At 71.7% G+C, this 22905-nt stretch carries 19 protein-coding genes, 1 tRNA gene and 2 pseudogenes; 10 read left to right on the forward strand and 12 right to left on the reverse strand.

All coding sequences use genetic code 11. The annotated features are described in order from the left end of the window. The first annotated feature begins 5 nt into the window (after window positions 1–5). Window positions 6–440: a hypothetical protein gene (locus ACOBQB_RS24810; protein WP_423594362.1), complete on the forward strand. Its 435-nt coding sequence runs from the start codon at window positions 6–8 to the stop codon at window positions 438–440. A gap of 16 nt (window positions 441–456) precedes the next feature. On the opposite strand, the pseudogene ACOBQB_RS24815 reads toward ACOBQB_RS24810, so the two are convergent. Continuing rightward, window positions 457–627, reverse strand: a pseudogene (locus ACOBQB_RS24815) (short-chain dehydrogenase); the annotation flags it as partial. On the opposite strand from ACOBQB_RS24815, the pseudogene ACOBQB_RS24820 reads away from it, so the two are divergent. After that, window positions 628–873 (forward strand): annotated as a pseudogene (locus ACOBQB_RS24820) (transcriptional regulator); the annotation flags it as partial. It lies immediately after the preceding pseudogene. Window positions 874–1237: 364 nt separating this feature from the next. On the opposite strand, the gene ACOBQB_RS24825 reads toward ACOBQB_RS24820, so the two are convergent. Next, entirely contained in the window at window positions 1238–2629 is a 1392-nt protein-coding gene (locus ACOBQB_RS24825) for a cystathionine beta-synthase (protein WP_423594364.1), read from the reverse strand. Between the two features lie 170 nt (window positions 2630–2799). On the opposite strand from ACOBQB_RS24825, the gene ACOBQB_RS24830 reads away from it, so the two are divergent. The 3 genes from ACOBQB_RS24830 to ACOBQB_RS24840 all read left to right on the forward strand — a co-directional run bounded on the left by ACOBQB_RS24830 (window position 2800) and on the right by ACOBQB_RS24840 (window position 6572). Continuing rightward, on the forward strand, window positions 2800–3843 hold the full coding sequence (locus tag ACOBQB_RS24830) for an SGNH/GDSL hydrolase family protein (RefSeq protein ID WP_423594366.1): 1044 nt from the start codon (window positions 2800–2802) through the stop codon (window positions 3841–3843). 388 nt (window positions 3844–4231) lie between these two features. Next, window positions 4232–5452, forward strand: coding sequence for an acetyl-CoA C-acetyltransferase (locus ACOBQB_RS24835; protein ID WP_423594368.1), 1221 nt, complete (start codon window positions 4232–4234; stop codon window positions 5450–5452). A 268-nt stretch (window positions 5453–5720) separates the two neighbouring features. Then, entirely contained in the window at window positions 5721–6572 is an 852-nt protein-coding gene (locus ACOBQB_RS24840; protein ID WP_423594370.1) for a hypothetical protein, read from the forward strand. A gap of 28 nt (window positions 6573–6600) precedes the next feature. Here the strand turns inward: ACOBQB_RS24840 and ACOBQB_RS24845 are convergent, their stop codons facing one another. Beyond that, window positions 6601–6882, reverse strand: a complete 282-nt coding sequence (locus ACOBQB_RS24845) for a hypothetical protein (protein ID WP_423598738.1) — start codon at window positions 6880–6882, stop codon at window positions 6601–6603. A 132-nt stretch (window positions 6883–7014) separates the two neighbouring features. Here ACOBQB_RS24845 and ACOBQB_RS24850 point away from each other — a divergent pair, with 132 nt between their 5' ends. Then, the gene (locus ACOBQB_RS24850; RefSeq protein ID WP_205038602.1) at window positions 7015–7245 is read left to right on the forward strand and encodes a DUF4287 domain-containing protein; all 231 of its coding nucleotides are present in this window, start codon (window positions 7015–7017) and stop codon (window positions 7243–7245) included. Between the two features lie 115 nt (window positions 7246–7360). On the opposite strand, the gene ACOBQB_RS24855 is transcribed toward ACOBQB_RS24850, so the two are convergent. From ACOBQB_RS24855 to ACOBQB_RS24865, 3 genes are read right to left on the reverse strand one after another with little or no spacing between them, the layout of a single operon-like run. After that, the gene (locus tag ACOBQB_RS24855; protein WP_423594372.1) at window positions 7361–8290 is read right to left on the reverse strand and encodes a Bax inhibitor-1/YccA family protein; all 930 of its coding nucleotides are present in this window, start codon (window positions 8288–8290) and stop codon (window positions 7361–7363) included. 35 nt (window positions 8291–8325) lie between these two features. Beyond that, complete coding sequence (locus ACOBQB_RS24860) at window positions 8326–9708, reverse strand: MFS transporter (protein ID WP_423594374.1); 1383 nt, start codon at window positions 9706–9708, stop codon at window positions 8326–8328. Continuing rightward, window positions 9705–10907, reverse strand: coding sequence for a 4-hydroxybenzoate 3-monooxygenase (locus ACOBQB_RS24865; protein WP_423594376.1), 1203 nt, complete (start codon window positions 10905–10907; stop codon window positions 9705–9707). The genes ACOBQB_RS24860 and ACOBQB_RS24865 overlap by 4 nt, the downstream gene beginning before the upstream one ends. A 216-nt stretch (window positions 10908–11123) precedes the next feature. Between ACOBQB_RS24865 and ACOBQB_RS24870 the strand changes: the two genes are divergently transcribed. Further along, the gene (locus ACOBQB_RS24870; protein ID WP_423594378.1) at window positions 11124–12770 is read left to right on the forward strand and encodes an IclR family transcriptional regulator domain-containing protein; all 1647 of its coding nucleotides are present in this window, start codon (window positions 11124–11126) and stop codon (window positions 12768–12770) included. Between the two features lie 78 nt (window positions 12771–12848). On the opposite strand, the gene ACOBQB_RS24875 is transcribed toward ACOBQB_RS24870, so the two are convergent. After that, a tRNA-Leu gene (locus tag ACOBQB_RS24875) sits at window positions 12849–12931 on the reverse strand. Window positions 12932–13315: 384 nt separating this feature from the next. On the opposite strand from ACOBQB_RS24875, the gene ACOBQB_RS24880 reads away from it, so the two are divergent. Next, window positions 13316–14086 carry an ABC transporter ATP-binding protein gene (locus ACOBQB_RS24880; RefSeq protein ID WP_423594380.1) on the forward strand — a complete coding sequence of 257 codons (771 nt, stop codon included), beginning with the start codon at window positions 13316–13318 and terminating at the stop codon, window positions 14084–14086. A 135-nt stretch (window positions 14087–14221) separates the two neighbouring features. After that, complete coding sequence (locus ACOBQB_RS24885; protein ID WP_423594382.1) at window positions 14222–16747, forward strand: ABC transporter permease; 2526 nt, start codon at window positions 14222–14224, stop codon at window positions 16745–16747. A 68-nt stretch (window positions 16748–16815) separates the two neighbouring features. Here ACOBQB_RS24885 and ACOBQB_RS24890 read toward each other — a convergent pair whose 3' ends face one another. Then, the gene (locus tag ACOBQB_RS24890) at window positions 16816–18135 is read right to left on the reverse strand and encodes a class I SAM-dependent methyltransferase (RefSeq protein ID WP_423594384.1); all 1320 of its coding nucleotides are present in this window, start codon (window positions 18133–18135) and stop codon (window positions 16816–16818) included. Between the two features lie 239 nt (window positions 18136–18374). Further along, complete coding sequence (locus ACOBQB_RS24895) at window positions 18375–19778, reverse strand: NAD(P)/FAD-dependent oxidoreductase (RefSeq protein WP_423594386.1); 1404 nt, start codon at window positions 19776–19778, stop codon at window positions 18375–18377. 448 nt (window positions 19779–20226) lie between these two features. Between ACOBQB_RS24895 and ACOBQB_RS24900 the strand changes: the two genes are divergently transcribed. Then, window positions 20227–20658, forward strand: a complete 432-nt coding sequence (locus ACOBQB_RS24900) for a hypothetical protein (RefSeq protein WP_423594388.1) — start codon at window positions 20227–20229, stop codon at window positions 20656–20658. A gap of 124 nt (window positions 20659–20782) precedes the next feature. Here the strand turns inward: ACOBQB_RS24900 and ACOBQB_RS24905 are convergent, their stop codons facing one another. The 3 genes from ACOBQB_RS24905 to ACOBQB_RS24915 are packed head-to-tail and all read right to left on the reverse strand — an operon-like array spanning window position 20783 to window position 22807. After that, complete coding sequence (locus ACOBQB_RS24905; RefSeq protein WP_423594390.1) at window positions 20783–21766, reverse strand: exopolyphosphatase; 984 nt, start codon at window positions 21764–21766, stop codon at window positions 20783–20785. Continuing rightward, window positions 21763–22296, reverse strand: coding sequence for a DUF501 domain-containing protein (locus ACOBQB_RS24910; protein WP_423594392.1), 534 nt, complete (start codon window positions 22294–22296; stop codon window positions 21763–21765). Before ACOBQB_RS24910 ends, ACOBQB_RS24905 begins: the two co-directional genes overlap by 4 nt. Window positions 22297–22327: 31 nt before the next feature. Then, window positions 22328–22807, reverse strand: coding sequence for an FtsB family cell division protein (locus ACOBQB_RS24915; RefSeq protein WP_423594394.1), 480 nt, complete (start codon window positions 22805–22807; stop codon window positions 22328–22330). Between the last annotated feature and the right edge of the window lie 98 nt (window positions 22808–22905).

Consider the following 22905-nt stretch of genomic DNA (forward strand, 5'->3'; position numbering starts at 1 on the left):
CGGCTATGGAAGCCCGTGACGCCGAACTCAAGGCCGACCTCAAGAAGGAACTCGACGCCACTCTGCACGCCCGCAGAGAGCTCGGCGAGGAGTACGACTCCGCCCTGGTCGACTCCTTCCTCGGAAAGATCGAGCAGCGCCTGGACGGCACGGTCGACCGGCGCATGCGCCGCCACCTGGCCGAGCAGCAGATGGTCGTCGCGCGCGGCGCCGCCCGCTCGCCGTCCGGCAGCCCGCTGGACTCGTGGAGCGAGCGGTTCGGCTTCGGGGTGATCTCGCTGATCCTCGCGGTGCCGCTCTCCGCGATCGGCGCGACCAACGCCGGCCTGACCGGCCTCGTCGTGACATGGGCGGGCATCTGCGGCGTGAACGGGGTGCACGCGCTCCGGGGCGCTTCCTTCGGCCGCCGCAGGGACCGCGGCTCGGAGTGGGACGACTGAGCCCCGCGTCCGTGGACTACGCCTGGCGTGTGGGCAGGACGATCAGCTGACGGAGGTTGACGTGGCGAGGGCGGCCGGCCGCGTAGGCGATGAGGTCCGCGCCGTCGTGTGAGGCCAGCGACCCGACCGCGCCGAACATGCCGTCCAGCTGTTCGCTCAGCTCGTCGTTGTCGATGTGCCCGCGCAGCTAAAGAGCGAGGCGTTCCGCCGCCTGTGGGCGGACCACCAGGTCAAGGAGAAGACCCACGGCGTGAAGCGGATCCTCCACCCCGTCGTGGGTGAACTCGTCCTTCCCTACGAGACGATGACGCTGCCCGGCGATCCGGAACAGATCCTGGTCGTCTACATGGCGGAGCCAGGCACAAAGAGCGCGGAAAGGCTGGCGCTGCTGGGCAGTTGGACCGCGACCCCGGCCCAGCGGAGCACCCCGTAAGGGGGCATCCCGTAAGGGGGCACCCCGTAAGGGGGCACCCCGTAAGGGGCGCGTCCCGTACGCGGGGAACTGCGCGAGCAACCACAACGCACCCGCGGCCGAGGAACCGCCCGGCGGAACGTCACCGCGGGGGCCGCCGCACCCCCGGCGAACCAGGGGGCGGGACGACGGCGGTCCCCGCGAGGGACGCGGGCCGGGTCAGGGCCAGGCCGCGTCCAGGCGTCCGTGGAGGTCCGGGAGCCGCTCCGGAGTTCCTGACGCCGACAACCACCAAGGTGCCGCAGTAGTGTTAAGCGCGTGCTGCTGCGACGTGTCGCACGCGTACCACTTCCGCGAAGTTCCCGCCCCGGTGGCTCCGGGCCGCTTACTGCCCCTGCTGCTCCGCGAGGAACGCCAGGAGGTCCTGGCGGCTGACGACGCCCGTCGGCTTGCCCTCGACCAGGACGATCGCCGCGTCCGCGCCGCCGAGCACCGACATCAGGTCGGCCACCGGCTCACCGGAGCCGACCTGCGGCAGCGGGTCCGACATGTGCTTCTCCAGCGGGTCGCCGAGCGAGGCGCGCTGCGTGAACAGCGCGTCCAGCAACTCGCGTTCGACGACCGAGCCGATGACCTCCGCGGCCATCACGTCGGGGTGACCGGCACCCGGCTTCACGATCGGCATCTGCGAGACGCCGTACTCGCGCAGCACCTCGATGGCCTCGCCCACGGTCTCCTCGGGGTGCATGTGCACCAGCGAGGGCAGCGCGCCGCCCTCCTTGCGGCGCAGCACGTCACCGACGCGCGGCTGGTCGCCGGCCTGCTCCAGGAAGCCGTAGTCGTTCATCCACTCGTCGCTGAAGATCTTGCTCATGTAGCCGCGCCCGGAGTCGGGCAGGAGGACGACCACGACATCGTCCGGGCCGAGCCGCTCCGCGACGCGCAGCGCCGCCACGACGGCCATGCCGCAGGACCCGCCGACGAGCAGCCCCTCCTCCTTGGCCAGGCGCCGCGTCATCTGGAAGGAGTCCTTGTCGGACACCGCGATGATCTCGTCGGTCACGTTCCGGTCGTACGCCGTCGGCCAGAAGTCCTCACCGACGCCCTCGACGAGGTAGGGCCGCCCGGAGCCGCCGGAGTACACGGACCCCTCGGGGTCGGCGCCGACGACCTTCACCCGGCCGCCGGAGGCCTCCTTCAGGTAATTGCCCGTCCCGGAGATGGTGCCCCCGGTCCCGATGCCCGTCACGAAGTGGGTGATCTTCCCCTCCGTCTGCTCCCACAGCTCCGGGCCGGTGGAGTGGTAGTGGGAGAGCGGGTTGTTCGGGTTGCTGTACTGGTCGGGCTTCCAGGCGCCGGGCGTCTCGCGTACGAGGCGGTCGGAGACGTTGTAGTACGAATCCGGGTGCTCGGGGTCGACGGCGGTCGGGCAGACCACCACATCGGCGCCGTACGCGCGCAGCACGTTGATCTTGTCAAGGGACACCTTGTCCGGGCAGACGAAGATGCACTTGTAGCCCTTCTGCTGGGCCACGATGGCGAGCCCGACGCCGGTGTTGCCGGACGTCGGCTCGACGATGGTGCCGCCGGGCTTCAGCTCCCCGCTCTGCTCGGCCGCCTCGATCATGCGCAGGGCGATGCGGTCCTTCACGGATCCGCCGGGGTTGAAGTACTCGACCTTGGCCAGGACGGTCGCCTGGATCCCCGCGGTCACATTGTTGAGCCTCACCAGCGGGGTGTTGCCGACGAGACTGATCATCGAGTCGTGGAATTGCACCGTTGTCTCCGGGCTGCGATGTAGTGCGACGAATAACGAATGGGTGTGATCAGCGTAAGGCTCCGCCTCATCCGTTCACCTCCGCTCGCGATTGGCCGACCGTGCTCACGGGGCAATGAGTGGGTGTACGGCTGTACGGCGATTCGGCTAGGAGGAGGTGGCTGCGGGGCATGTCGAGGGCGAGGGTGGCACGGCGGATCGCCGCGGGCGCGGCGTACGGCGGCGGAGGCATCGGGCTGATCGGGGCCGCGACGGTCGGTGTGGTCCTGGCCGAGGTGCAGCTGGCGAAGCGGAATGTGGGCGGCGGGGGCCACACGGCTCCGCCACGGGCCGACGGCCGGTACGGCAGGGCGTACGGCGAAGGCGCCGCCGGGAACCGCGGCCGCCCCAGCCGCTCCGACTGCTCCGAACCGGTACGGTTCGCGATGCTCGGCGACTCCACGGCGGCGGGGCAGGGCGTGCACCGGGCCGGGCAGACGCCGGGGGCGCTGCTCGCCGCCGGGCTCGCGGCCGTCGCGGAGCGGCCCGTCGACCTGCGGAACGTGGCGCTGCCGGGCGCCCAGTCGGACGACCTGGACCGGCAGGTGACGCTGATCCTCTCGGACCCGTCCTGGGCGCCGGACGTCTGCGTCATCATGATCGGCGCGAACGACGTGACGCACCGGATGCCGCCGACGAGGTCGGTGCGGCATCTTTCCTCGGCGGTACGGCGGCTGCGGACCGCCGGGGCGGAGGTGGTGGTCGGTACGTGCCCCGACCTCGGCACGGTGGAGAACGTCTACCAGCCCTTGCGGTGGCTGGCCCGGCGGGTCTCGCGGCAGCTGGCGGCGGCGCAGACGATCGGCGTGGTCGAGCAGGGCGGGCGGACGGTCTCGCTGGGCGATCTGCTCGGCCCGGAGTTCGCGGCGAACCCCCGGGAGCTGTTCGGTCCCGACAATTACCACCCCTCGGCGGAGGGGTACGCGACGGCGGCCATGGCGGTGCTGCCGACGCTCTGCGCGGCGCTCGGCCTGTGGCCCGAGGAGGAGCGTCCCGACATCTCGCGGCGCGAGGGCTTCCTGCCGGTGGCCCGGGCGGCGGCCCAGGCGGCGGCGGAGGGCGGCACGGAGGTCACGGCCGCGATGCCTGCGGGCCCGCGGGGCCCCTGGGCCCTCCTCAAGCGCCGCCGCCGACGCCGCATCCACGCCCCGGAGCCGTCTCCCCTGCCTCATTGAGCGGCACCCACCTCTACCTGCGGACCGTAGGGGCTGGTCGCGCAGTTCCCCGCGCCCCCAAAGGGGCGCCCCTTCACCGCCGCTCAGCAGCGCCCCGCAAGGAGCGCGGGGAACTGCGCGAACAACCACAAACCCACCCGCAGCCAAAACACGCGCCCACCACCTCCCACCCAGGGGCGCGGGGAACTGCGCGAGCAGCCGCAAGCCCACCCGCGCCCTGGAAGAAACCGCACCCCCACCGCCCAAACCCCGCAGGGCTGAGCGCCCGCTTAGAAATGCGGCCCGCATCACAGCCCCCACCCCCTGACGATCACCTCTACGTGCAGGTAACTTCCCAGGGAGTCCCATCCGCCCGCCCGCCGCCAACGCGCCCCGCCAGGAGTCCGTGATGCCCGAAGCCGTGATCGTCTCCACCGCCCGTACCCCGATCGGCCGCGCCTTCAAGGGCTCGCTGAAGGACCTGCGCCCGGACGACCTGACCGCCACGATCATCGAGGCCGCCCTCGCCAAGGTCCCGGAGCTGGACCCGAAGGACATCGACGACCTGATGCTCGGCTGCGGTCTGCCCGGCGGCGAGCAGGGCCACAACCTCGGCCGCATCGTGGCCGTACAGCTGGGCATGGACCACCTGCCCGGCTGCACCGTCACCCGCTACTGCTCGTCCTCCCTCCAGACGAGCCGCATGGCCCTGCACGCCATCAAGGCGGGCGAGGGCGACGTCTTCATCTCGGCGGGCGTCGAGATGGTGTCCCGCAGCGTCAAGGGGACGAGCGACGGCCTGCCCGACACCCACAACCCCCTCTTCGCCGACGCCGAGGCCCGCACCGCGGCCCGCGCCGAGCAGACCGGCACCGACTGGCACGACCCGCGCGAGGACGGCCTGATCCCGGACGCCTACATCGCGATGGGCCAGACCGCGGAGAACCTCGCCCGCGCCAAGGGCGTCACCCGCCAGGACATGGACGAGTTCGGCGTCCGCTCGCAGAACCTCGCCGAAGAGGCCCTCAAGAACGGCTTCTGGGAGCGGGAGATCACCCCGGTCACCACTCCCGACGGCACGGTCGTCAGCAAGGACGACGGCCCGCGCGCCGGCGTCACGTACGAGGGCGTCCAGGGCCTCAAGCCCGTCTTCCGCCCCGACGGCATGGTCACCGCCGGCAACTGCTGCCCCCTGAACGACGGCGCCGCCGCCCTCGTGATCATGAGTGACACCAAGGCCCGCGAGCTGGGCCTGACCCCGCTCGCCCGCATCGTCTCCACCGGCGTCACCGGCCTCTCCCCGGAGATCATGGGCCTCGGCCCGGTCGAGGCGTCGAAGCAGGCCCTGCACCGCGCCGGGCTCACCATCGACGACATCGACCTCGTCGAGATCAATGAGGCCTTCGCCGCCCAGGTGATCCCGAGCTATCGCGACCTGAACATCCCGCTCGACAAGCTGAACGTCAACGGCGGCGCCATCGCCGTCGGCCACCCCTTCGGCATGACGGGCGCCCGCATCACCGGCACGCTCATCAACTCCCTCCAGTTCCACGACAAGCAGTTCGGCCTGGAGACGATGTGCGTCGGCGGCGGCCAGGGCATGGCGATGGTCATCGAGCGCCTCAGCTGACGCGTGATCGCCCCGGAATCGCTGACGCAGAGTCCGGGGCTCTGACGCTCAGTATCTGCACCGTTCCGTGACCCAATCTCCCCCAGGATGTGACCTATCTCCTGGGGGAGAGGCATATGCCCTGGTCACGGCGGAGTCACCCGCCCCACCGGGCACAAAGGCCCGTCCGTTTAGTGACGTTATGCACTGACAGACGGATCGTGCAGGCTTCAAGCTGATGTAGGAAGTCGGGGGTCGACTTGAAACCGGGAGTACGTCAGTGAGCGCCATGCCTCTTGCCTTGCTGCTCTCCACGGCCGCTGCCACGGCCGTGGGCGCCGCCGCCCTGCACGCAGTGCGCGGCCTGCGCAAGCAGCTCGCCGAGATCACAGCCCTGCGCACCGAGCTGGCCGACAGCCGTGCCGCCGACGGCCGCCCGCACCCCACGGTGCCGGGCGCCCGTACCGCCGTGGACACCGACGAGATACGCGCGGCGGTCGCCGAGGCGCTCGCCGAGGAGCGGGAGCGGGAACTGGCCGAGGCACGCGCCTTCTGGGCCGCACAGGAGGCCCGTGAGGGCTCGGACGCGCCGTCCCTGCTGCACGGCCTGCCGGGCATCGCGGACGGCATCCCGGACGGCATCGCCGACGAGCTGTTCCTGCCGCGTCAGGCCGATTTCACGGGCCTTGAGGCGGACAGCCTGGAGCCGGTGATCGAACCCTTCCCCGACCCGGCGGCCGACGAATTCGCCGGGGACTCCCCGGAGTTGGCCGCGGCCCGCCGCCGCCACCCCTCGCACCCGGATTTCGTGCCGGTGCAGACGCCCGCCTCCGGGACGTACGGCGACCACGAGCGCACGGTGGCCTGCCTCGAAGAGCTGGCCGGGGCCCGCACCGCCCTCGCCGACGTCCGCCCCGGCCCGCTGGGCACCCTGGACGTGTACGTCTTCGCGGACGGCACCACGCTCTGTATGACCCCGGGCCACCGCGAGACAGCGGAGCAGCTCGCGGGCGCCCTGCGCGAGGGCCATGCCCCGGTCCTGCTCGGCGGCTCCGGCATCTCCGGCGCCTACGCCCTGACCTTCGAGTGCGGCACCGAGAACGTCTACATCCTCGCCGACCGGGTCATCGCCTCCGCCTGACGCACTCCGAGCCGGGCCGGGAGTCCCTTCAGACCCCGGCCCGTTTCTGCGCCTCCTCCACGAGCTCCAGCGCCCGCGCCAGCTCCCCCGGATCGGTCAGTACGAGGGCCAGATCGCGCCCCGCGACCGTGATCTGGTCGGCGGCGGCGAACATCCCCGCGTCCGGCATCTCGCGCGGCGCGGCGCCGGGCTCCTCGATGGCCTGCGCGCGCGCCGCCAATTCCCTGGCCAGAGCCAGCGCTTCGGTCGCCGCGCCGCGTTGCAGCCGGCTCTGCGGCGCGGCCCGCAGGCGGTCGGCGAAATGGTCCACTGCGGCCGTCAAAGGCGTCGTATCGAGCACCCGGCGACCTTATGCGCCTTTGCGGGACTGTTGCCAACGCCCGAAGCCTCAGGCACGGTGGCGTGAAGGACGGAACACATCGCGACGCGTCCGGAGGCGCCGATGTCACAAGTCTTCTCCGAGGAGACCCACCGCAACCTGATCGCCCGAATCCCCCAGTGCACCGGTCGTGAGATCTCCGACTGGCTGCGCGCCGTGGACGAGGGGCCCTCCCTCTTCCGCTTCGAGGAGAAGGTCAGCTGGCTGCGTGCCGAGCACAACCTCGCGTACGGCCACGCGAAAGCGATCATCCACGAGTACGACCTGAGGCGGGCCGCCCGCAAGCTCCGCTGACCGCTCGCCCCACCCCCCGACCACCCCCCGACCACGACCACCAGCCGACATGCCGAAGGGCCCGCGGACCGGTTCCGGTCCGCGGGCCCTTCGGCTGTCACTCCGTCTGCCCGCGTCAGTCGTTCCCCTGAAGGATCGCGATCAGGCGCAGGAACTCCAGGTAGATCCACACGAGCGTCATCGTCAGGCCGAAGGCCGCGAGCCAGGCCTCGTCCTTCGGCGCGCCGTACGCGATGCCGTCCTCGACCTGCTTGAAGTCCAGGGCGAGGAAGCAGGCGCCGAGCAGGATGCCGACGATGCCGAAGACGATGCCGAGGCCGCCGCTGCGGAAGCCGAGGCCGTCACCGCCGCCGAAGACCATGAACAGCAGGTTCACGGCGGTCAGCAGCAGGAAGCCCATCGCCGCGGCCATCACGAAGCCGTAGAAGCGACGGTTGACGCGGATCCAGCCCGCCTTGTACGCCACGAGGACGCCGGCGAAGACCGCCATCGTGCCGAGCACGGCCTGCATGGCCGCGCCGTCCGCGATGCGGTTGTCGACGACGCTGGAGACGACGCCGAGGAAGACACCCTCCAGCGCGGCGTACGTCAGGATCAGCGCGGGCGAGGCCTTGCGCTTGAACGCCTGGACGAGTCCGAGCACCATCGCGACGAGACCGGCGCCGATCGCGATGCCGTACGACTTGCCGATGTTGGCGTCGTCGACCGGCAGCAGCGCCCAGGCGAGCGCCGCCGTGACCAGGAGCGTGCCGAGCGTGGTGGCGGTGCGCATGACGACGTCGTCCATCGTCATGCGGCCCGCGGTGCTTACGGGCGCCTGGGGCGCGCCGTGCTGCACGTCCTGCTGGGCGTACGGATTGGTGGCGTAGGGGTTGCCCGCGGGGGCCTGCTGACCGCCGGCGTACGGATTGCCCTGCGCGTACGGGTTGCCCTGGGTCTGGGTCGCGGCTGCGGGTCCCCCGGCCTGCGGCTGCGCGCCGAAGCCGGCGTGGCCGTTGTCGCGGCTGAACCCCCGTCGCGAGAAGACCGGGTTGCTGCTCCTCATTTCACTCCTCCATGGCCACCGTGCGTGGCTTTGCCTCAAGAGTAATGCGTAGGCAAAAGGATGGTCCTAGTGCTTGGGGAGGATCTTTCCCCTCTGTGACCGAGAACGCCCGGGACGGCCCCGACTGTTCCCGGATCGGAATCGTTCCCCCGGGCGAGTGGCACCAGCGAGATGGCCGCGGCCCCGAGGACGGCGGCGACCGCGAAGGTCGTGAAGCCCAGCGAGGCGTCACCGCCCGCGACCACCGCGCCGCCGAGCCAAGGCCCGACGACCGCTCCGGTGCGCCCGACGCCGGTGACCCAGCCGAGCCCGGTGGCGCGCTCCGCGGGCCCGTAGACCGAGGGGGTGGCCGCGTACACCATGACCTGCGCGGAGAAGAGCCAGATGCCGGTGACGAAGACGATGGCGTAGGCGACACCGAGCGGCAGTTCGGCCTTGAGCAGGAAGGCGCCGCAGGCGGTGAGCAGGAACCAGACCGCGGAGACCTTGACGGCACCGAAGCGGTCGGCGGTGCGGCCCGCGACGAGCATGCCGACGATGCCGCCCGCGTTGATCACCATCAGGAAGGTGACGGAGGAGGAGAGGGAGTAGCCGGAGGCGCGCATCAGTTCGGGGAGCCAGGTGGAGACTCCGTAGACGAGCAGGAGCCCGGCGAAGGAGGCGGTCCACAGCAGCGGGGTGGCCAGGCGCCGGCCGGGCGCGAAGAGCGCGGCGACGGCGGTGAAGCGGCCCCTCGCCCCGGCCGCGGGGGCTTCGGCGGGCGTCGGGGACGGCAGGCGGTAGCGGGCGGCGACCGCCTCGGCCTCGCCCGCGCGCCCCTTGGTGAGCAGCACGCCGGGCGACTCCGGCAGCCACTTGAGGACGAGCGGGACGGCGACGAGCGCGGGGATCACGCCGAACCAGAAGACGACGCGCCAGCCGTGGTCCGGCCCGAGCGCGAGCCCGAGGCCCGTCGCCGCCATGCCGCCCGCGTGGTACGAGGTCATCATCAGGCCGGTGGCGAGCGCGGCCCTGCGCGGCGGCGCGAACTCGGCGACGATCGCGAGCCCGATCGGCATCAGCCCGCCGAGGCCGAGCCCGGAGACGAAGCGTCCGGCGCCGAAGAAGGCGGCGCTCGGCGCGAGCGCGCAGAGCGCGGAGCCCAGCGAGAACAGGACGACGCTGCCGGTCACCATGGGCTTGCGTCCGGCCCAGTCCGTGAGGGTGCCGCAGCCGAGGGCGCCGATCAGCATCCCGAAGGTGGTCCAGGAGCCGATGGTCCCGGCGGTGGAGGTGCTGAAGCCGAAGCCCTCGTCGTCGAGGAGGTGCGGCATGACGGCGCCGTAGATGTTGACGTCCATGCCGTCGAAGAAGACGACGAGCCAGCACAGGGCGAGGACGGGCGCGACGGAGCGGAAGGTGCGCTGCGGAGGGTTCACCGCTCCTCCTTCTGGTCCGGCTGGGCCAAGGGGAATCCGGTGTAGGCCTCGGCCAGGTCGGTCTCCGCGGAGCGTGCGGTGGTGATCCGGTCGAGCCCGGCGAGCTGGACGCGGTCGTCGAAGGGGGTGGCGTCGGGGGCGCGGTGGAGCAGGGTCGTCATCGCGTACGAGAAGCGTTCGGCCTGCCAGACGCGGCGCAGGCAGGTCTCGGAGTACGCCTCCAGGCGGCTCGGGTCGCCCTTCTCGCGGAGCAGGACCAGGGCGCGGGCGAAGGTGACGACGTCCCCGACCGCGAGGTTGAGGCCCTTCGCCCCGGTGGGCGGGACGATGTGCGCGGCGTCCCCGGCGAGGAAGAGCCGGCCGTGGCGCATGGGCTCGTGGACGAAGCTGCGCATGGGGGTGACGGACTTGGCGGTGACGGGGCCGCGCTTGAGGGTCCAGGCCGGGTCGGCGGTCTCCAGGCGGCGGTCCAGCTCGTCCCAGATCTCCTCGTCGGCCCAGTCGGCGGCGTCCGTGCCGTCGGGGACCTGGAGGTACGCGCGCGTGACGCTCGGCGACCGCATGGAGAGCAGGGCGAAGCCGCGGTCGTGGCGGGCGTAGACCAGTTCGTCGTGGGAGGGGGGTACGTCGGCGAGGATGCCGAGCCAGCCGAAGGGGTACGTGCGTTCGAAGACGCGGGAGAGCGCCTCGGGCATCGCCTTGCGGGCCACGCCCCAGAAGCCGTCGCAGCCCACTACGTAGTCGCACTCCAGGACGTCGACGCGGCCCTCGTGACGGAAGCGGACGCGGGGTCTTTCGGTCTCGGCGCCCTCCACGGTCAGCGCCTCGGCCTCGAAGAGCAGGGGGCCGCCCTCGGCGAGCTGGAGCGCGATGAGGTCCTTGCAGACCTCGGTCTGGGCGTAGACGGTGACGGACTTGCCGCCGGTCAGCGCGGGGAAGTCGACGCGGTGCCTGCGGCGGTCGAAGCGCAGCTCGATGCCGTCGTGCGGGAGGCCCTCGCGGTCCATGCGGGCCCCTGCGCCCGACTCGCGCAGTACGTCGACGGTGCCCTGCTCCAGGATCCCGGCGCGCTGGCGCCGCTCCACGTACGCGCGGTCGCGGCTCTCCAGGACGACGGAGTCGACGCCCGCGTTGCGCAGGAGGCGGGCGAGCAGCAGCCCGGCCGGTCCGGCCCCGATGATTCCGACGGTGGTGCGCATCCTCGTTCTCGCCCCTCAGCTCGACAGCGTGTTCGCGTGCTTGCGCGTTCGCTTGCTTGCGCGTTCGCTTGTTCGCCTGATGAACTTTCGTTCATAATGTGCTGCCGGGAGTCTCTGGCCGCGTCCGCCGGGTGTCAACGGTCGTGCGCCACCTGATTCCGCGGGACGTTCCGCCAGACGCCCGCCGGAGATCCGCGCGACCTGAGGAGCGGCGCCATGCCGGAAGAGTCCGTACGCCCCCTGGAGCGCGGCCTGGCCGTCCTGCGCGCCCTCGCGGCGGCCGAGCCGGGACAGCTGCGGGCCGGCGACCTGGTGCGCGCCACGGGCCTGGCCCGTTCCACGGTCGACCGGGTGCTGACGACCCTGGCCCGGCTCGGTTACGTGCGCCTGCGCGGCCAGGAGCTCCACCTCACCCCGCGCCTCATGGAGCTCGGCAACGCCTACCTCGCGGCCAGTGGCCTGACCGGCGAGGTCGCCGCGCGCACGGCCCGGCTCGCGGACGAGCTCGACGAGTCGGTGTCGCTCGCGGTGCCCGACGGCGACGGGGTGCGCTTCGTGACGCAGGCCGCGCGGCGCCGCGCCATGTCGGTGGCCTTCCGCATCGGGGACCTGCTCCCGCCCGAGCGCTGCGCACCCGGCGCGCTCTTCGCGGCCGCCTGGGACGAGGAGCGGTGGGCCGCCTGGCGGGCGCGCGTGGCCGCCGGGCCCGCCCAGGAGGCCTATCCCGCGCTGCCGCCCGGCCCCGCGCCCGCCGGGACACCGGACCTCGCGGAGCGCGTGGCGCACGCGCGGCGCAGCGGCTGGGCCCTGGACGACCAGCTGATCGAGCCGGGCCTGATCGCCGTGGCGGTCCCGGTGCGCGACACCGCGGGGCGGGTGCGGTACGCGCTGTCGGCGGTGAGCCACACCAGCCGGTACTCGGCGCGGGGCCTGGCGGCGGCGATGCTGCCGCGGCTGCGCGCGGAGGCGGAGCACCTGGCGGGCCTGTCCGGCACGGAGGCGCCGCCGAGGGCCACCCCCGCTGAGACAGCGCCCCCGGCCGACGCCGCCGACCCCGCCGCCGCCAAGGACGAGCTCGGCCCCGGCTTCCTCCAGTCCCTGGCCCGTGGCCTCGCCGTGTTGCGCGCCCTCGGCGGGGCCCGCGGCGAGGGGCTGCCCCTCACCGCGCTCGCCGAGGCCACGGGCCTGCCGAGGGCCACCGCGCGACGATCCCTGAGCACGCTGGAGGCGGCGGGGTACGCCGCCCACGACGGCCGCCTGTTCCGCCCCCTCCCCCGCATCCTGGAGCTCGGCCACGCGGCCCTGTCCCGGCTCACCTTCGCCGAGCTGGCCGAGCCGCACCTGCGCGACCTCGCCGACCGGGTGCACCAGTCGGCGTCGGCGACGGTCCTGGACGGCACGGACATCCGCTACGTCGCGCGGGCGGCCACCGTCCGCGTCATGAGCGTCCGCATCACGGTCGGCACCCGCTTTCCCGCGTACGCCACCGCCATGGGCCGGGTGCTGCTCGCCGGGCTCCCCGAGGACGAGCGCGAGCGCCTGCTGAGGGCCGCGCCACCCCGCGCCCTGACCCCGCGCACGGTGACGGGCCCCGGGGAGCTGGCCCGCGTCCTCGACCGCGCCGCCGCCGAGGACCACGCCACCGCCGACGAGGAGCTGGAGGACGGGCTGCGCTCGGTGGCCGTGCCGGTCAGGGACGCGGCCGGGCGCGTGGTCGCCGCCGTGAACGTCGCGCAGCACGCGGGCACGGCCCCGCTCTCCCGGACCCGCGACGCCCTGCTGCCCGCCCTGCGCGCGACGGCGGCGGCGATCGAGACGGACCTGCACATCGCCGCCCGCTTCAACGCGGTGCGCATGTCGTGATCACGTAAGGGAATTGACGTTGCATCAGGCACGTGCCACACGCCCGCCGGGCGCCCCGCCGTCGCGAGATGGCGGAGGTGCCCGGAGCCGGACTCGAACCGGCACGCCCCCGAGGGGCAGCGAGGTTTAAGCTCGCCGTGTCTGCATTCCACCATCCGGGCAGGCCGTGGGCCCCACAACAAGGATTCGACCCTATCGGGAGGCATCCCTCGAACAGCGGAGGGACGACCCGATGTTGTCTTATTTTATTGACGTCTGAGGGAGCATCAGCCGCCGGTACGGGCCATTGGTACTTGCCGGAGGCCTTTCCATGACTCCGGCCGGTCTCATGGGCCTCTGCACGGAATGACGGAATTTAGCCTCCCGCCCGTTCCCGCCCCGGCCCCCGGTCTCAGGGACGTCCCTCATCCCCAGGTATGACACGGGGCCCCGGGGTCCGACTGGAGAGGGCCCCAGGAACCGGAACAGCGGCTGACTCCAGGACGCCGACCGGCCGCGACGATGGAGTACGTCCCCACTCGTCGTCCCGACAGGAGCACCGTCCCGTGACCACCACCCCCTTCGCCACCCGCGCCACCGCCGTGGCCGCCCGCGCCACGGACCTCTCCAAGGTGTACGGACAGGGTGAGACCCAGGTGGTCGCCCTGGACCACGTCTCCGTCGACTTCGGACAGGGCGAGTTCACCGCGATCATGGGTCCCTCCGGCTCCGGCAAGTCGACGCTCATGCACTGCGTCGCGGGCCTGGACAGCTTCAGCTCCGGGTCGGTCCGCCTCGGCGAGACGGAGCTGTCCACGCTCAAGGACAAGCAGCTCACCAAGCTCCGCCGCGACAAGATCGGCTTCATCTTCCAGGCGTTCAACCTGCTGCCGACGCTGACCGCCCTGGAGAACATCACGCTCCCCATGGACATCGCGGGCCGCAAGCCCGACAAGCGGTGGCTGGAGCAGGTCATCGAGATGGTCGGCCTCTCCGGGCGGCTCAGCCACCGGCCGACCGAGCTCTCCGGCGGCCAGCAGCAGCGCGTGGCCGTGGCCCGCGCGCTCGCCTCGCAGCCCGAGATCATCTTCGGTGACGAGCCGACCGGAAACCTCGACTCGCGCTCGGGCGCGGAGGTCCTCGGCTTCCTGCGCAACTCCGTGCGGGACCTCGGGCAGACCGTCGTGATGGTCACCCACGACCCGGTGGCCGCGTCGTACGCGGACCGCGTGATCTTCCTCGCGGACGGGCGGATCGTGGACGAGATGCTGCGGCCGACCGCGGACGGGGTGCTGGACCGGATGAAGCACTTCGACGCCAAGGGTCGCACCAGCTAGGCATCCGACGCCTCGTTCTTCGTCTGCGGGCCGCATGTGGCTGGTCGCGCCCACGCGGCGGAGCCGCATATGTCACAGCCCCCCGCGCCCCTGAAGGGGCGCCCCCGCCCGTCCCCCTCACCAGGACTCACACCCATGTTCCGTACCGCCCTGCGCAACGTGCTCGCGCACAAGGCCAGGCTGCTCATGACCGTGCTCGCCGTCATGCTCGGCGTCGCCTTCGTCTCCGGCACCCTCGTCTTCACCGACACCTTCGGCAACGCCTACAAGAACAAGTCGGCGAAGAGCTTCGACCACGTCTCCGTCGCCATCACGTCCAACAGCAGTTCCTCCTCCGACGAGAGCGGCCAGGGCCCCAAGCAGAAGCCCGAGCTGACCGAAGCCCTCCTGAGGAAGGCCGGGGAGCTGCCCGGCGCCGACTCCGCCATCGGCTCCGTCTACGGCTTCACCGCCCTCGCCGACAAGGACGGCAAGCTGGTCGGCGGCGAGTGGGGCACCACCGGCGCCAACTACTTCCCCGGCAAGGGCGGCAAGGACCCGCGCTACGACTTCACCGAGGGCGCCGCCCCGAAGTCCGCCGGTCAGATCGCCCTCGACTCCCGCACCGCCGACCGCACCGGCTACACGGTGGGCGACACCGTCCGCCTCTCCACCGACGGCCCGGTGCGCACCGCGAAGGTCAGCGGCGTCTTCGACACCGACGACGGCAGCGTCGTCGCGGGCGGCAGCCTGGTCCTGTTCGACAACAAGACCGCGTTCAAGGCGCTCAGCAAGAACCAGTACGACGAGATCGACGTGAAGGCGGCCGCGGGCGCCTCCGAGGCGGCCCTGGAGCGCTCCGTCGAGAAGATCCTCCCCAAGGACTCCTCGACGATGACGGGCGGTGAACTCAAGGCCCAGCAGGACAGCATGATCGAGGAGCAGACCAGCTCCATGAGCCAGGTCCTGCTGATCTTCGCCGGGATCGCGCTCTTCGTCGGCATCTTCATCATCGCCAACACCTTCACCATGCTGGTCGCCCAGCGCACCAAGGAGCTCGCGCTCATGCGGGCCGTCGGCGCCTCGCGCCGCCAGGTGACGCGCTCCGTGCTGATCGAGGCCTTCCTCGTCGGCGTGGTCGCCGCCGTGACCGGTTTCGCGCTCGGCATCGGCGTGGCCGTGGGCCTGGAGTCCCTGATGAACTCCGCGGGCGCCTCGCTGCCCGACGGTCCGCTCGTCATCGGCCCGACCACGGTCGTCGTGGCGCTGCTCATCGGCGTGGTCGTGACCATGCTGGCCGCCTGGCTGCCGGGCCGCCGGGCCGCGAAGATCCCGCCGGTCGCCGCGATGAACAGCGTCCACGCGACGCCGACCGTGCGCGGCCTGGTGGTCCGCAACACCATCGGCTCGATCATCGTGGTGCTCGGCGCGCTGATGCTGTTCATGGACGACAACTACGTGAAGTCGGGCGGCGCGGGCGTCATGCTCGTCGGCGTCATCGTCCTGACGCCGCTCCTGTCCCGCCCGTTCATCGCCGCCTCGGCCCCGCTCCTGAAGCCGTTCGGCGTCACCGGCAAGCTCTCGCGCCTCAACTCGGTGCGCAACCCGCGCCGTACGGCCTCCACCGCCGCGGCCCTGATGATCGGCCTGACCCTCATCACGGCGATGACCGTGGTCGCGACCTCCATGAGCAGCGCCATCAACAAGATGGCCGCCGGTGCCATGAAGGCCGACTACAGCGTCTCCATGGCGAACTTCCAGCCGCTGACCCCCGAGGTCCGCGAGAAGCTCGACAAGCTCCCCGACGTCGAGGCGACCAGCCCGCTGCGCAGCGCCTACGGCCAGACCGGCGGCAGCTTCTCCACCGTCTCCGGCGTCGACCCGAAGACCTTCGACAAGCTGGTGGGCCTGGACTTCACCGGCGGTTCGGCGGCCGGCCTGAAGACCGGCGGCGCGCTCATCGACACCGACACCGCCAAGGCGCAGGGCCTCAAGGCCGGTGACACCTTCCCGCTGACGTTCGACGACGACAGCAAGAAGGTCCGGCTGAAGGTCGCCGGTGTCTACAAGGGCAACGAAATGCTCAGCGGCGTCTTCGCCCCCACCTCCGTCGTCGACGCGCACCTGACGAAGATCGTCGACAAGCAGGTCCTGGTGAAGATGAAGGGCGGCGCCTCCGACAAGGCCGAGGACGCCATCGTCAAGGCCCTCGGCGAGAACCCCGCGATCACCGTCCAGGACAAGGACGCGATCAGCAACGCGGTGGCCGGAGCCATCAACATGATGCTGAACATGCTCTACGGTCTGCTGGCCATGGCCGTCCTGATCGCGGTGCTCGGCGTCATCAACACCCTCGCGATGTCGGTGTTCGAGCGCAAGCACGAGATCGGCATGTTGCGGGCCATCGGCCTGGACCGCGCGAAGGTCAAGCAGATGGTGCGCCTTGAGGCGGTCATCATCTCCCTGTTCGGCGCGGTGCTCGGCATCGGACTGGGCCTCTTCATGGGCTGGGTCGCGGGCGGCACCATCTCGAACAGCGTCACCACGTACTCCATGGAGATCCCGCTCGGCCGGATCGTGCTCTTCCTCGGGATCGCGGCCCTGGTCGGTGTCCTCGCGGCGATGTGGCCGGCCCGCAGCGCGGCGAAGCTGAACCCGCTGATGGCCATCAAGGCCGAGTAGCGGCGGTACGCGAAAAGGGGGCCCCGGCGGATCACCGCCGGGGCCCCCTTTCACGTACGTACACACAGCTACGACGCGCGCCACTCCCGGGCCCGCAGCGGCAGCCCCGAGGCGCCGGAGGCGCTGTCGGCGCTGCTACTGGGGGTCTTCACCGCGAGGACCTGGTTGACGCCGATGCGGTTGTGTTCGAAGGCCAGCGCGGAGGCGGCCATGTAGAGCCGCCAGACACGGGCACGGCCGGGCGAGGTGAGGCGCTGGGCCTCGGGCCACCGCGCCTCCAGGTTGGCGACCCAGCCGCGCAGGGTCAGGGCGTAGTGCTCGCGGATGGCCTCCACGTCACGCACCTCGAACCCGGCCCGCTCCAGGAGCCCCACGGTGGTCCCGATGGGCGCCAGCTCCCCGTCGGGGAAGACGTACGCGTCGATGAACTCGTCCACCTCGTACGCCGATTCGTCCGTCTGCGGGCGGCGCGCGATCTGGTGGTTGAGCAACCGCCCGCCCGGCTTCAGCAGGGCGTACAGGTCGTGCGCGTACTCCAAGTAGCGCTCGGAGCCGACGTGTTCGGCCATGCCGATGGAGGAGATCGCGTCGTAGGGGCCGTCGCGCACGTCCCGGTAGTCCTGGACGCGGATCTCGATCCGGTCGGTGAGTCCCTCTTCGGCGATGCGCTTCCTGGCGTACGTGGCCTGCTCCTGGGAGAGGGTGACGCCGACGACGGTGACGCCGTGGTCGCGGGCCGCGTGGATCGCCATGGAGCCCCAGCCGCAGCCGACGTCGAGCAGGCGCATGCCGGGCTTCAAGGCCAGCTTCCGGGAGATGAGTTCGAGCTTGTCGCGCTGGGCGTCCTCCAGCGTGGAGTCGGGCGAGGCCCAGTAGGCGCAGGAGTAGACCATCGAGGGGCCGAGGACCAGCTCGTAGAAGTCGTTGCCCACGTCGTAGTGGTGGCTGATGGCCCGCCGGTCGCTGCCCTTGGTGTGCAGGTGGAGGCGGCCGTGTCTGTGCATCTCCTCCGGTGGCGGCGCGGGCGGCAGGAAGGGCGCGGAGAGGGCGATGAGCGAGCGGGCGGCGGAGCGGACCCGCGGGTCGCGCAGCGCCTGCCGCAGGCCCGGCCCGTCCTCGCCGCGCTCCCAGATGAATTCGGCCATCCGGTCCAGCACCTCGTAGAGGTCCCCGTCGACGTCCAGGTCGCCGGCCACCCAGGCGCGGGCCAGGCCCAGTTCGCCCGGCTTCCACAGGAGGTGGCGCAGGGCGCGGCGGCTGCGGACGACGAGCGCGGGGGCTCCCGGAGGCCCGGCCTGCGAACCGTCCCAGGCGCGGATCCGTACCGGCAGCGGGGCTCCCATCAGCTGCTCGGCGAGATTCTTCAGCCGCAGTGCGGCGTTCTGCATGGCGCACACCTCCATGACGACGACCCAGGATGGTCGGACACCACGTAAACACCGAAGGGACCCGTGCGCAGTCCCCCTGCCGTGTCATGGAACGGCAAAATAGATGCCAGGGGCACCTACACGGCTCCGTCCGCTGCCCGGGTACGCCGAAGGGGGCCGCCCGCACCACGGATGGCGGACGGCCCCCTTCGGGGTGGATCAGTGACGCGAGGCGACTCAGTGACGCCGGGGCCGCGAGGTCAGGAGGCCTTGGCCTTCTCCTCGGCCTTGGCCGCCGGCGCGGGCTCGGCCGCGACCTGCGGCTTCGGGGCCGGCTTGGCGGCCTCGTAGAACTCCTCGCGAGGCGCTTCCAGAGCACCGAGGGAGACGACCTCGCGCTTGAGGAACATGCCGAGCGTCCAGTCCGCGAAGACGCGGATCTTGCGGTTGAACGTCGGCATCGCCATGCCGTGGTACGCGCGGTGCATGTACCAGGCGAGACGGCCCTTGAGCTTGATCTTCATCTTGCCCATGACGATCATCGCGACGCCCTTGTGCAGGCCGAGACCGGCGACCGCACCCTTGTTGGCGTGGCTGTACTCCTTCTGCGGGAAGCCCCGCATGCCGGAGATCACGTTGTCGCCGAGGACCTTCGCCTGACGCAGCGCGTGCTGGGCGTTCGGCGGGCACCAGGCGTTCTCGTTGCCGGCCTTGCGGCCGACGAGGTCCGGCACCTGCGCGTTGTCGCCGGCGGCCCAGATGTAGTCCGTGCCCTGCACCTGGAGCGTGGTCTGGGTGTCCACGTGGCCGCGCGGGCCGAGCGGCAGACCGAAGCGGGTGAGCGCCGGGTTCGGCTTGACGCCGGCGGTCCACACGATCGTGTTGGAGTCGACCTCCAGGCCGTTCTTGAGAACGACGTGACCGTCCACGCAGGAGTCCATCGACGTCGAGAGGTAGACCTCGACCCCGCGGCTCTCCAGGTGCTCCTTGCCGTACTGGCCGAGCTTCGGGCCGACCTCGGGGAGGATCTTGTCGGCGGCGTCGACGAGCACGAAGCGCATGTCCTCGCGCTTGACGCTCTTGTAGTACTTGGCCGCGTCGCGGGCCATGTCCTCGACCTCACCGATGGTCTCCGCACCCGCGAAGCCACCGCCGACGAAGACGAAGGTCAGCGCCTTGCGGCGGACCTCCTCATCCGTCGTGGAGTCAGCCTTGTCCAGCTGTTCGAGGACGTGGTTGCGCAGGCCGATGGCCTCCTCGATGCCCTTCATGCCGATGCCCTGCTCGGCGAGGCCGGGGATCGGGAAGGTGCGGGAGACCGCGCCCATCGCGATGACGAGGTAGTCGAAGGGCAGCTCGTACGCCTCGCCCACGAGGGGGGCGATGGTGGCTACCTTGCGGTCCTGGTCGATGGTGGTGACCCGGCCGGTGAGAACCTCGGCCTTGGGCAGCACGCGTCGCAGCGGGACGACGACGTGCCGCGGCGAGATGCTGCCGGCGGCGGCTTCGGGCAGGAAGGGCTGGTAGGTCATGTACGACCGGGGGTCGACGACCGTGACGGTCGCCTCTCCGTAGCGCATCTTCTTGAGGATGCGCCGAGCTGCGTACAGGCCTACGTACCCACCGCCTACTACGAGGATCCTGGGACGCTCCGTGGTGCTCATGCCATCGAGTATCCACCTGCCGGGCGGGGGTCGCTCGTGCGCCCCTTCACAAGGTTGCAGGGGGGCTCTGCTACACTTCGCCGCCCACGTGACCGAGGTCATGGCGTCCCAGGGGAACCACCGCACCACGCGAGTCGTTGTCCACCCCTTGTGAGCTGCCGGTCCGGGTCCGCCGCGAGGCTGGACCACCCTCCCGAGCCGCCCCTCGGCGACGGGCCCGTGGCACCCCGTCTCACCGCCCTGGCACCCAGGAATGACCTTTTGGGCGGCTCGGCGGCCACGAACCTCGCCCGCAGGGGCCGAATTCCTTGTGAAGAACTTCACGAAGTTTTCCGACTGCCCGTCGCCGCACGGCGGGCCGCCGGATGGCCGCCGATCAGATGCGGGCGCGCGGGATGCCCGGATGAATGGATGCCAGGGGGAGCCCATCCGTTCGCAAAGGAGCCTCATGCGCATCCGCACCGCACTCGTCACGGCGACGTTCGTCGCCGCGGCCACCCTCGGCAGCGCGGGCACGGCCGCCGCCGAGCACCACACGCCCGCGAACACGCCGGCCGGCGTCGCCGAGCCCCGCGCCGGGGACCCCGACCCGCTCGGCGACAGCCCCCTCGGCAAGGACCTGCTCGACAGCGACATGGTCGAGAACGGCGTGACCGACAACGACGTGCTCGACAACGACACGCTGGACAACGACACGCTGGACAACGACAAGCTCGGCAAGGACGCCCTGTCCAAGAACAACCTCCAGCCCTCCAACCAGCCCCCCGTCCTCGGCTCGCTGCTCGGCGTGGTCCAGGGCCTGCTCGGCGGTCTGCTCGGCGGGGGCGGCGGTCTTCCCGCGGGAGCCGGCTACGGCGGTATCGGCGGCAACGCGGTCTAGTGGGCGGGCCGCACCGCCCGCAGCGGGGTGGCCGACGCCCTTCGCCCGCCCGTAAGGGACACGGCGCGCCCCCAGCCTCGTAGAAAGAGACCGGGGGCGCGCCGTCGGATGTCCGTAGGGGGCCTCAGGCCGGGTCGGGGGCGCTCCGGCGCCGCGCCTCGGCCTCTTCCGCCACCTTGTGGGCGATGCCGTCGAGGATGTCGTGTTCGCTCACGACGACCTCCTCGGCGCCGATCCTGTCCATGATCGCGAGCAGCACGAGTGCGCCCGACGCGATGACGTCGACGCGGCCCGGGTGCATCACCGGAATCGCGGCGCGCTCGGCGTGCGTGGCGCTCATCAGGCGCTCCGTGATGGCGGCCACCTGCTCGTACGGAACCCGGGCGTGGTGGATGGCGCGGCTGTCATAGGCGTCGAGGCCGAGCGCGATCGCGGCGAGGGTGGTGACCGAGCCCGCGAGGCCGACGAGGGTGCGGGCCTCCTTGAGCGGGACCGCGCGCTCGGCGAGGTCCAGGGCCGCCTCGATGTCCGCGCGGACAGCGGCGAACTGCTCGGGCGTCGGCGGGTCCGCCACGACGCCGCCGTGCACGAGGTGACGCTCCGTCATGCGGACGCAGCCCACGTCCACCGAGCGGGCCGCGAGGACCTCGTCGGTGCCGACCACGAACTCCGTGGAGCCGCCGCCGATGTCGACGACGAGGTACGGCGTGGCCAGGTCCGTACGGCCCGTCAGCTCCTTGGTCGCGCCGGTGAAGGAGAACTCCGCCTCCTGCGCGCCGGTGATGACCTCCGGCTCGACGCCCAGGATGTCCACGACGCCCCGGACGAACTCGTCGCGGTTCTCCGCGTCACGGGAGGCGGAGGTGGCGACGAAACGGATGTGCTCGGCGCCGTGCTCCTTGATGGCCTCGGCGTACTCGCGGCAGGCCGCGAAGGTGCGTTCCAGGGCCTCGGGGGCGAGGCGGCCGGTGCGGTCCACGCCCTGGCCGAGCCGGACGATCGTCATCCGCCGCTCCAGCTCGACCAGCGCGCCCGTGGCCGGGTCGGCGTCCGCCACCAGGAGGCGGATCGAGTTCGTGCCGCAGTCGATGGCGGCGACCCGGGTCACTCGGCCCCCTCGGGGGCGCACGGCGTGACGCACGGCCCCTTGGCCCACCACTCGGGCAGCATCGCGAGGGCCTCGTCGCCGAGCGGGTTCACGCCGGGCCCGGCGGCCAGCGAGTGGCCCACCAGGACGTGCAGGCACTTCACGCGGTCCGGCATGCCGCCCGCGCTCGGGAAGCCCTCCAGGACCTCGATGGCGTCGCGGCGCGCGAGGTAGTCCTCGTGGGCCGCGCGGTAGGCGGCGGCCAGCTCGGGGTCGGTCGTGAGCCGCTCCGACATCTCCTTCATGACGCCGTTGGCCTCAAGGGTGCCGATCGCGGACGCGGCCCGCGGGCACGTCAGGTAGTACGTGGTCGGGAACGGCGTCCCGTCCGGGAGGCGCGGCGCGGTCTCGACGACGTCCGGCTGACCGCAGGGGCAGCGGTGCGCGATGGCCCGCAGGCCGCGCGGCGGGCGGCCGAGTTGCTGCTTGAAGGCCTCGACGTCGGCGTCGGTCGGCTCGGTGCGCTCAGTGGTCGGCGGGGGCGTGTCCATGCCTGTCTGCCCGTCTTTCCATGTTCGTGGGTCAGTCGTCGGGGCGGTCGGCCTTGTCGACGCCGTCCCAGACGTTCGAGTACCAGGGGCGCGTCGCCACCCCCTGGTCCGTGCGGCGGCTCTGCGCCGCCGCCGGGTCGATCACCGTGAAGCCGGTCTCGCCGGGCATCACGTAGTGCAGGCGGTCCCGGATGCGCTGCTCCGCGTACGCGTCGTCCTGCCAGCGGGCCTTCTCGTCGCGGAGCTTCTCGACGTCCGCGCGGTGTTCGGCCTGCTGCCGGCGCAGGTCGTCGATCTCGGCGCGCTGCGAGACGTACTGCCGCATCGGATAGGCGAGCGCGACGACGAGGGAGCAGAGCACGAGCGCGAGGAGCGCGGCGCGGCCGGTGAGCCGGGAGCGGCGGGCCTGGCGCTTGGTCTGGGAGCGGTAGACCCGCTCGGCGGTCTGCTCGCCGAGCAGCCGCAGTCGGGTAGCGGTGGAGAACCGGTCCTTGGTCCCGGCCTTGGCCATGGTTCCGCCTCCCCAGAGCAGCGCGCTGCCACACGTACGTACGTCCCCGCACACGGTACGGGACCGGGTGCGGGGACGTAGGTAACTACAGCGTGGCT

This window comes from Streptomyces sp. G5(2025) (assembly GCF_049542075.1).
In the GTDB taxonomy this organism is placed as follows: Bacteria; Actinomycetota; Actinomycetes; order Streptomycetales; family Streptomycetaceae; genus Streptomyces.

Excerpts from the sequence above, each read along its gene's own strand:
- ACOBQB_RS24890 (WP_423594384.1), bottom strand. The coding sequence starts at position 18,135 with ATGCAGAACGCCGCACTGCGGCTGAAGAATCTCGCCGAGCAGCTGATG.
- ACOBQB_RS24870 (WP_423594378.1), top strand. The coding sequence starts at position 11,124 with ATGCCGGAAGAGTCCGTACGCCCCCTGGAGCGCGGCCTGGCCGTCCTG.
- ACOBQB_RS24810 (WP_423594362.1), top strand. The coding sequence starts at position 6 with ATGGAAGCCCGTGACGCCGAACTCAAGGCCGACCTCAAGAAGGAACTC.
- ACOBQB_RS24840 (WP_423594370.1), top strand. The coding sequence starts at position 5,721 with ATGCCTCTTGCCTTGCTGCTCTCCACGGCCGCTGCCACGGCCGTGGGC.
- ACOBQB_RS24850 (WP_205038602.1), top strand. The coding sequence starts at position 7,015 with ATGTCACAAGTCTTCTCCGAGGAGACCCACCGCAACCTGATCGCCCGA.
- ACOBQB_RS24855 (WP_423594372.1), bottom strand. The coding sequence starts at position 8,290 with ATGAGGAGCAGCAACCCGGTCTTCTCGCGACGGGGGTTCAGCCGCGAC.
- ACOBQB_RS24895 (WP_423594386.1), bottom strand. The coding sequence starts at position 19,778 with ATGAGCACCACGGAGCGTCCCAGGATCCTCGTAGTAGGCGGTGGGTAC.
- ACOBQB_RS24865 (WP_423594376.1), bottom strand. The coding sequence starts at position 10,907 with ATGCGCACCACCGTCGGAATCATCGGGGCCGGACCGGCCGGGCTGCTG.
- ACOBQB_RS24885 (WP_423594382.1), top strand. The coding sequence starts at position 14,222 with ATGTTCCGTACCGCCCTGCGCAACGTGCTCGCGCACAAGGCCAGGCTG.
- ACOBQB_RS24915 (WP_423594394.1), bottom strand. The coding sequence starts at position 22,807 with ATGGCCAAGGCCGGGACCAAGGACCGGTTCTCCACCGCTACCCGACTG.
- ACOBQB_RS24835 (WP_423594368.1), top strand. The coding sequence starts at position 4,232 with ATGCCCGAAGCCGTGATCGTCTCCACCGCCCGTACCCCGATCGGCCGC.
- ACOBQB_RS24830 (WP_423594366.1), top strand. The coding sequence starts at position 2,800 with ATGTCGAGGGCGAGGGTGGCACGGCGGATCGCCGCGGGCGCGGCGTAC.
- ACOBQB_RS24910 (WP_423594392.1), bottom strand. The coding sequence starts at position 22,296 with ATGGACACGCCCCCGCCGACCACTGAGCGCACCGAGCCGACCGACGCC.
- ACOBQB_RS24900 (WP_423594388.1), top strand. The coding sequence starts at position 20,227 with ATGCGCATCCGCACCGCACTCGTCACGGCGACGTTCGTCGCCGCGGCC.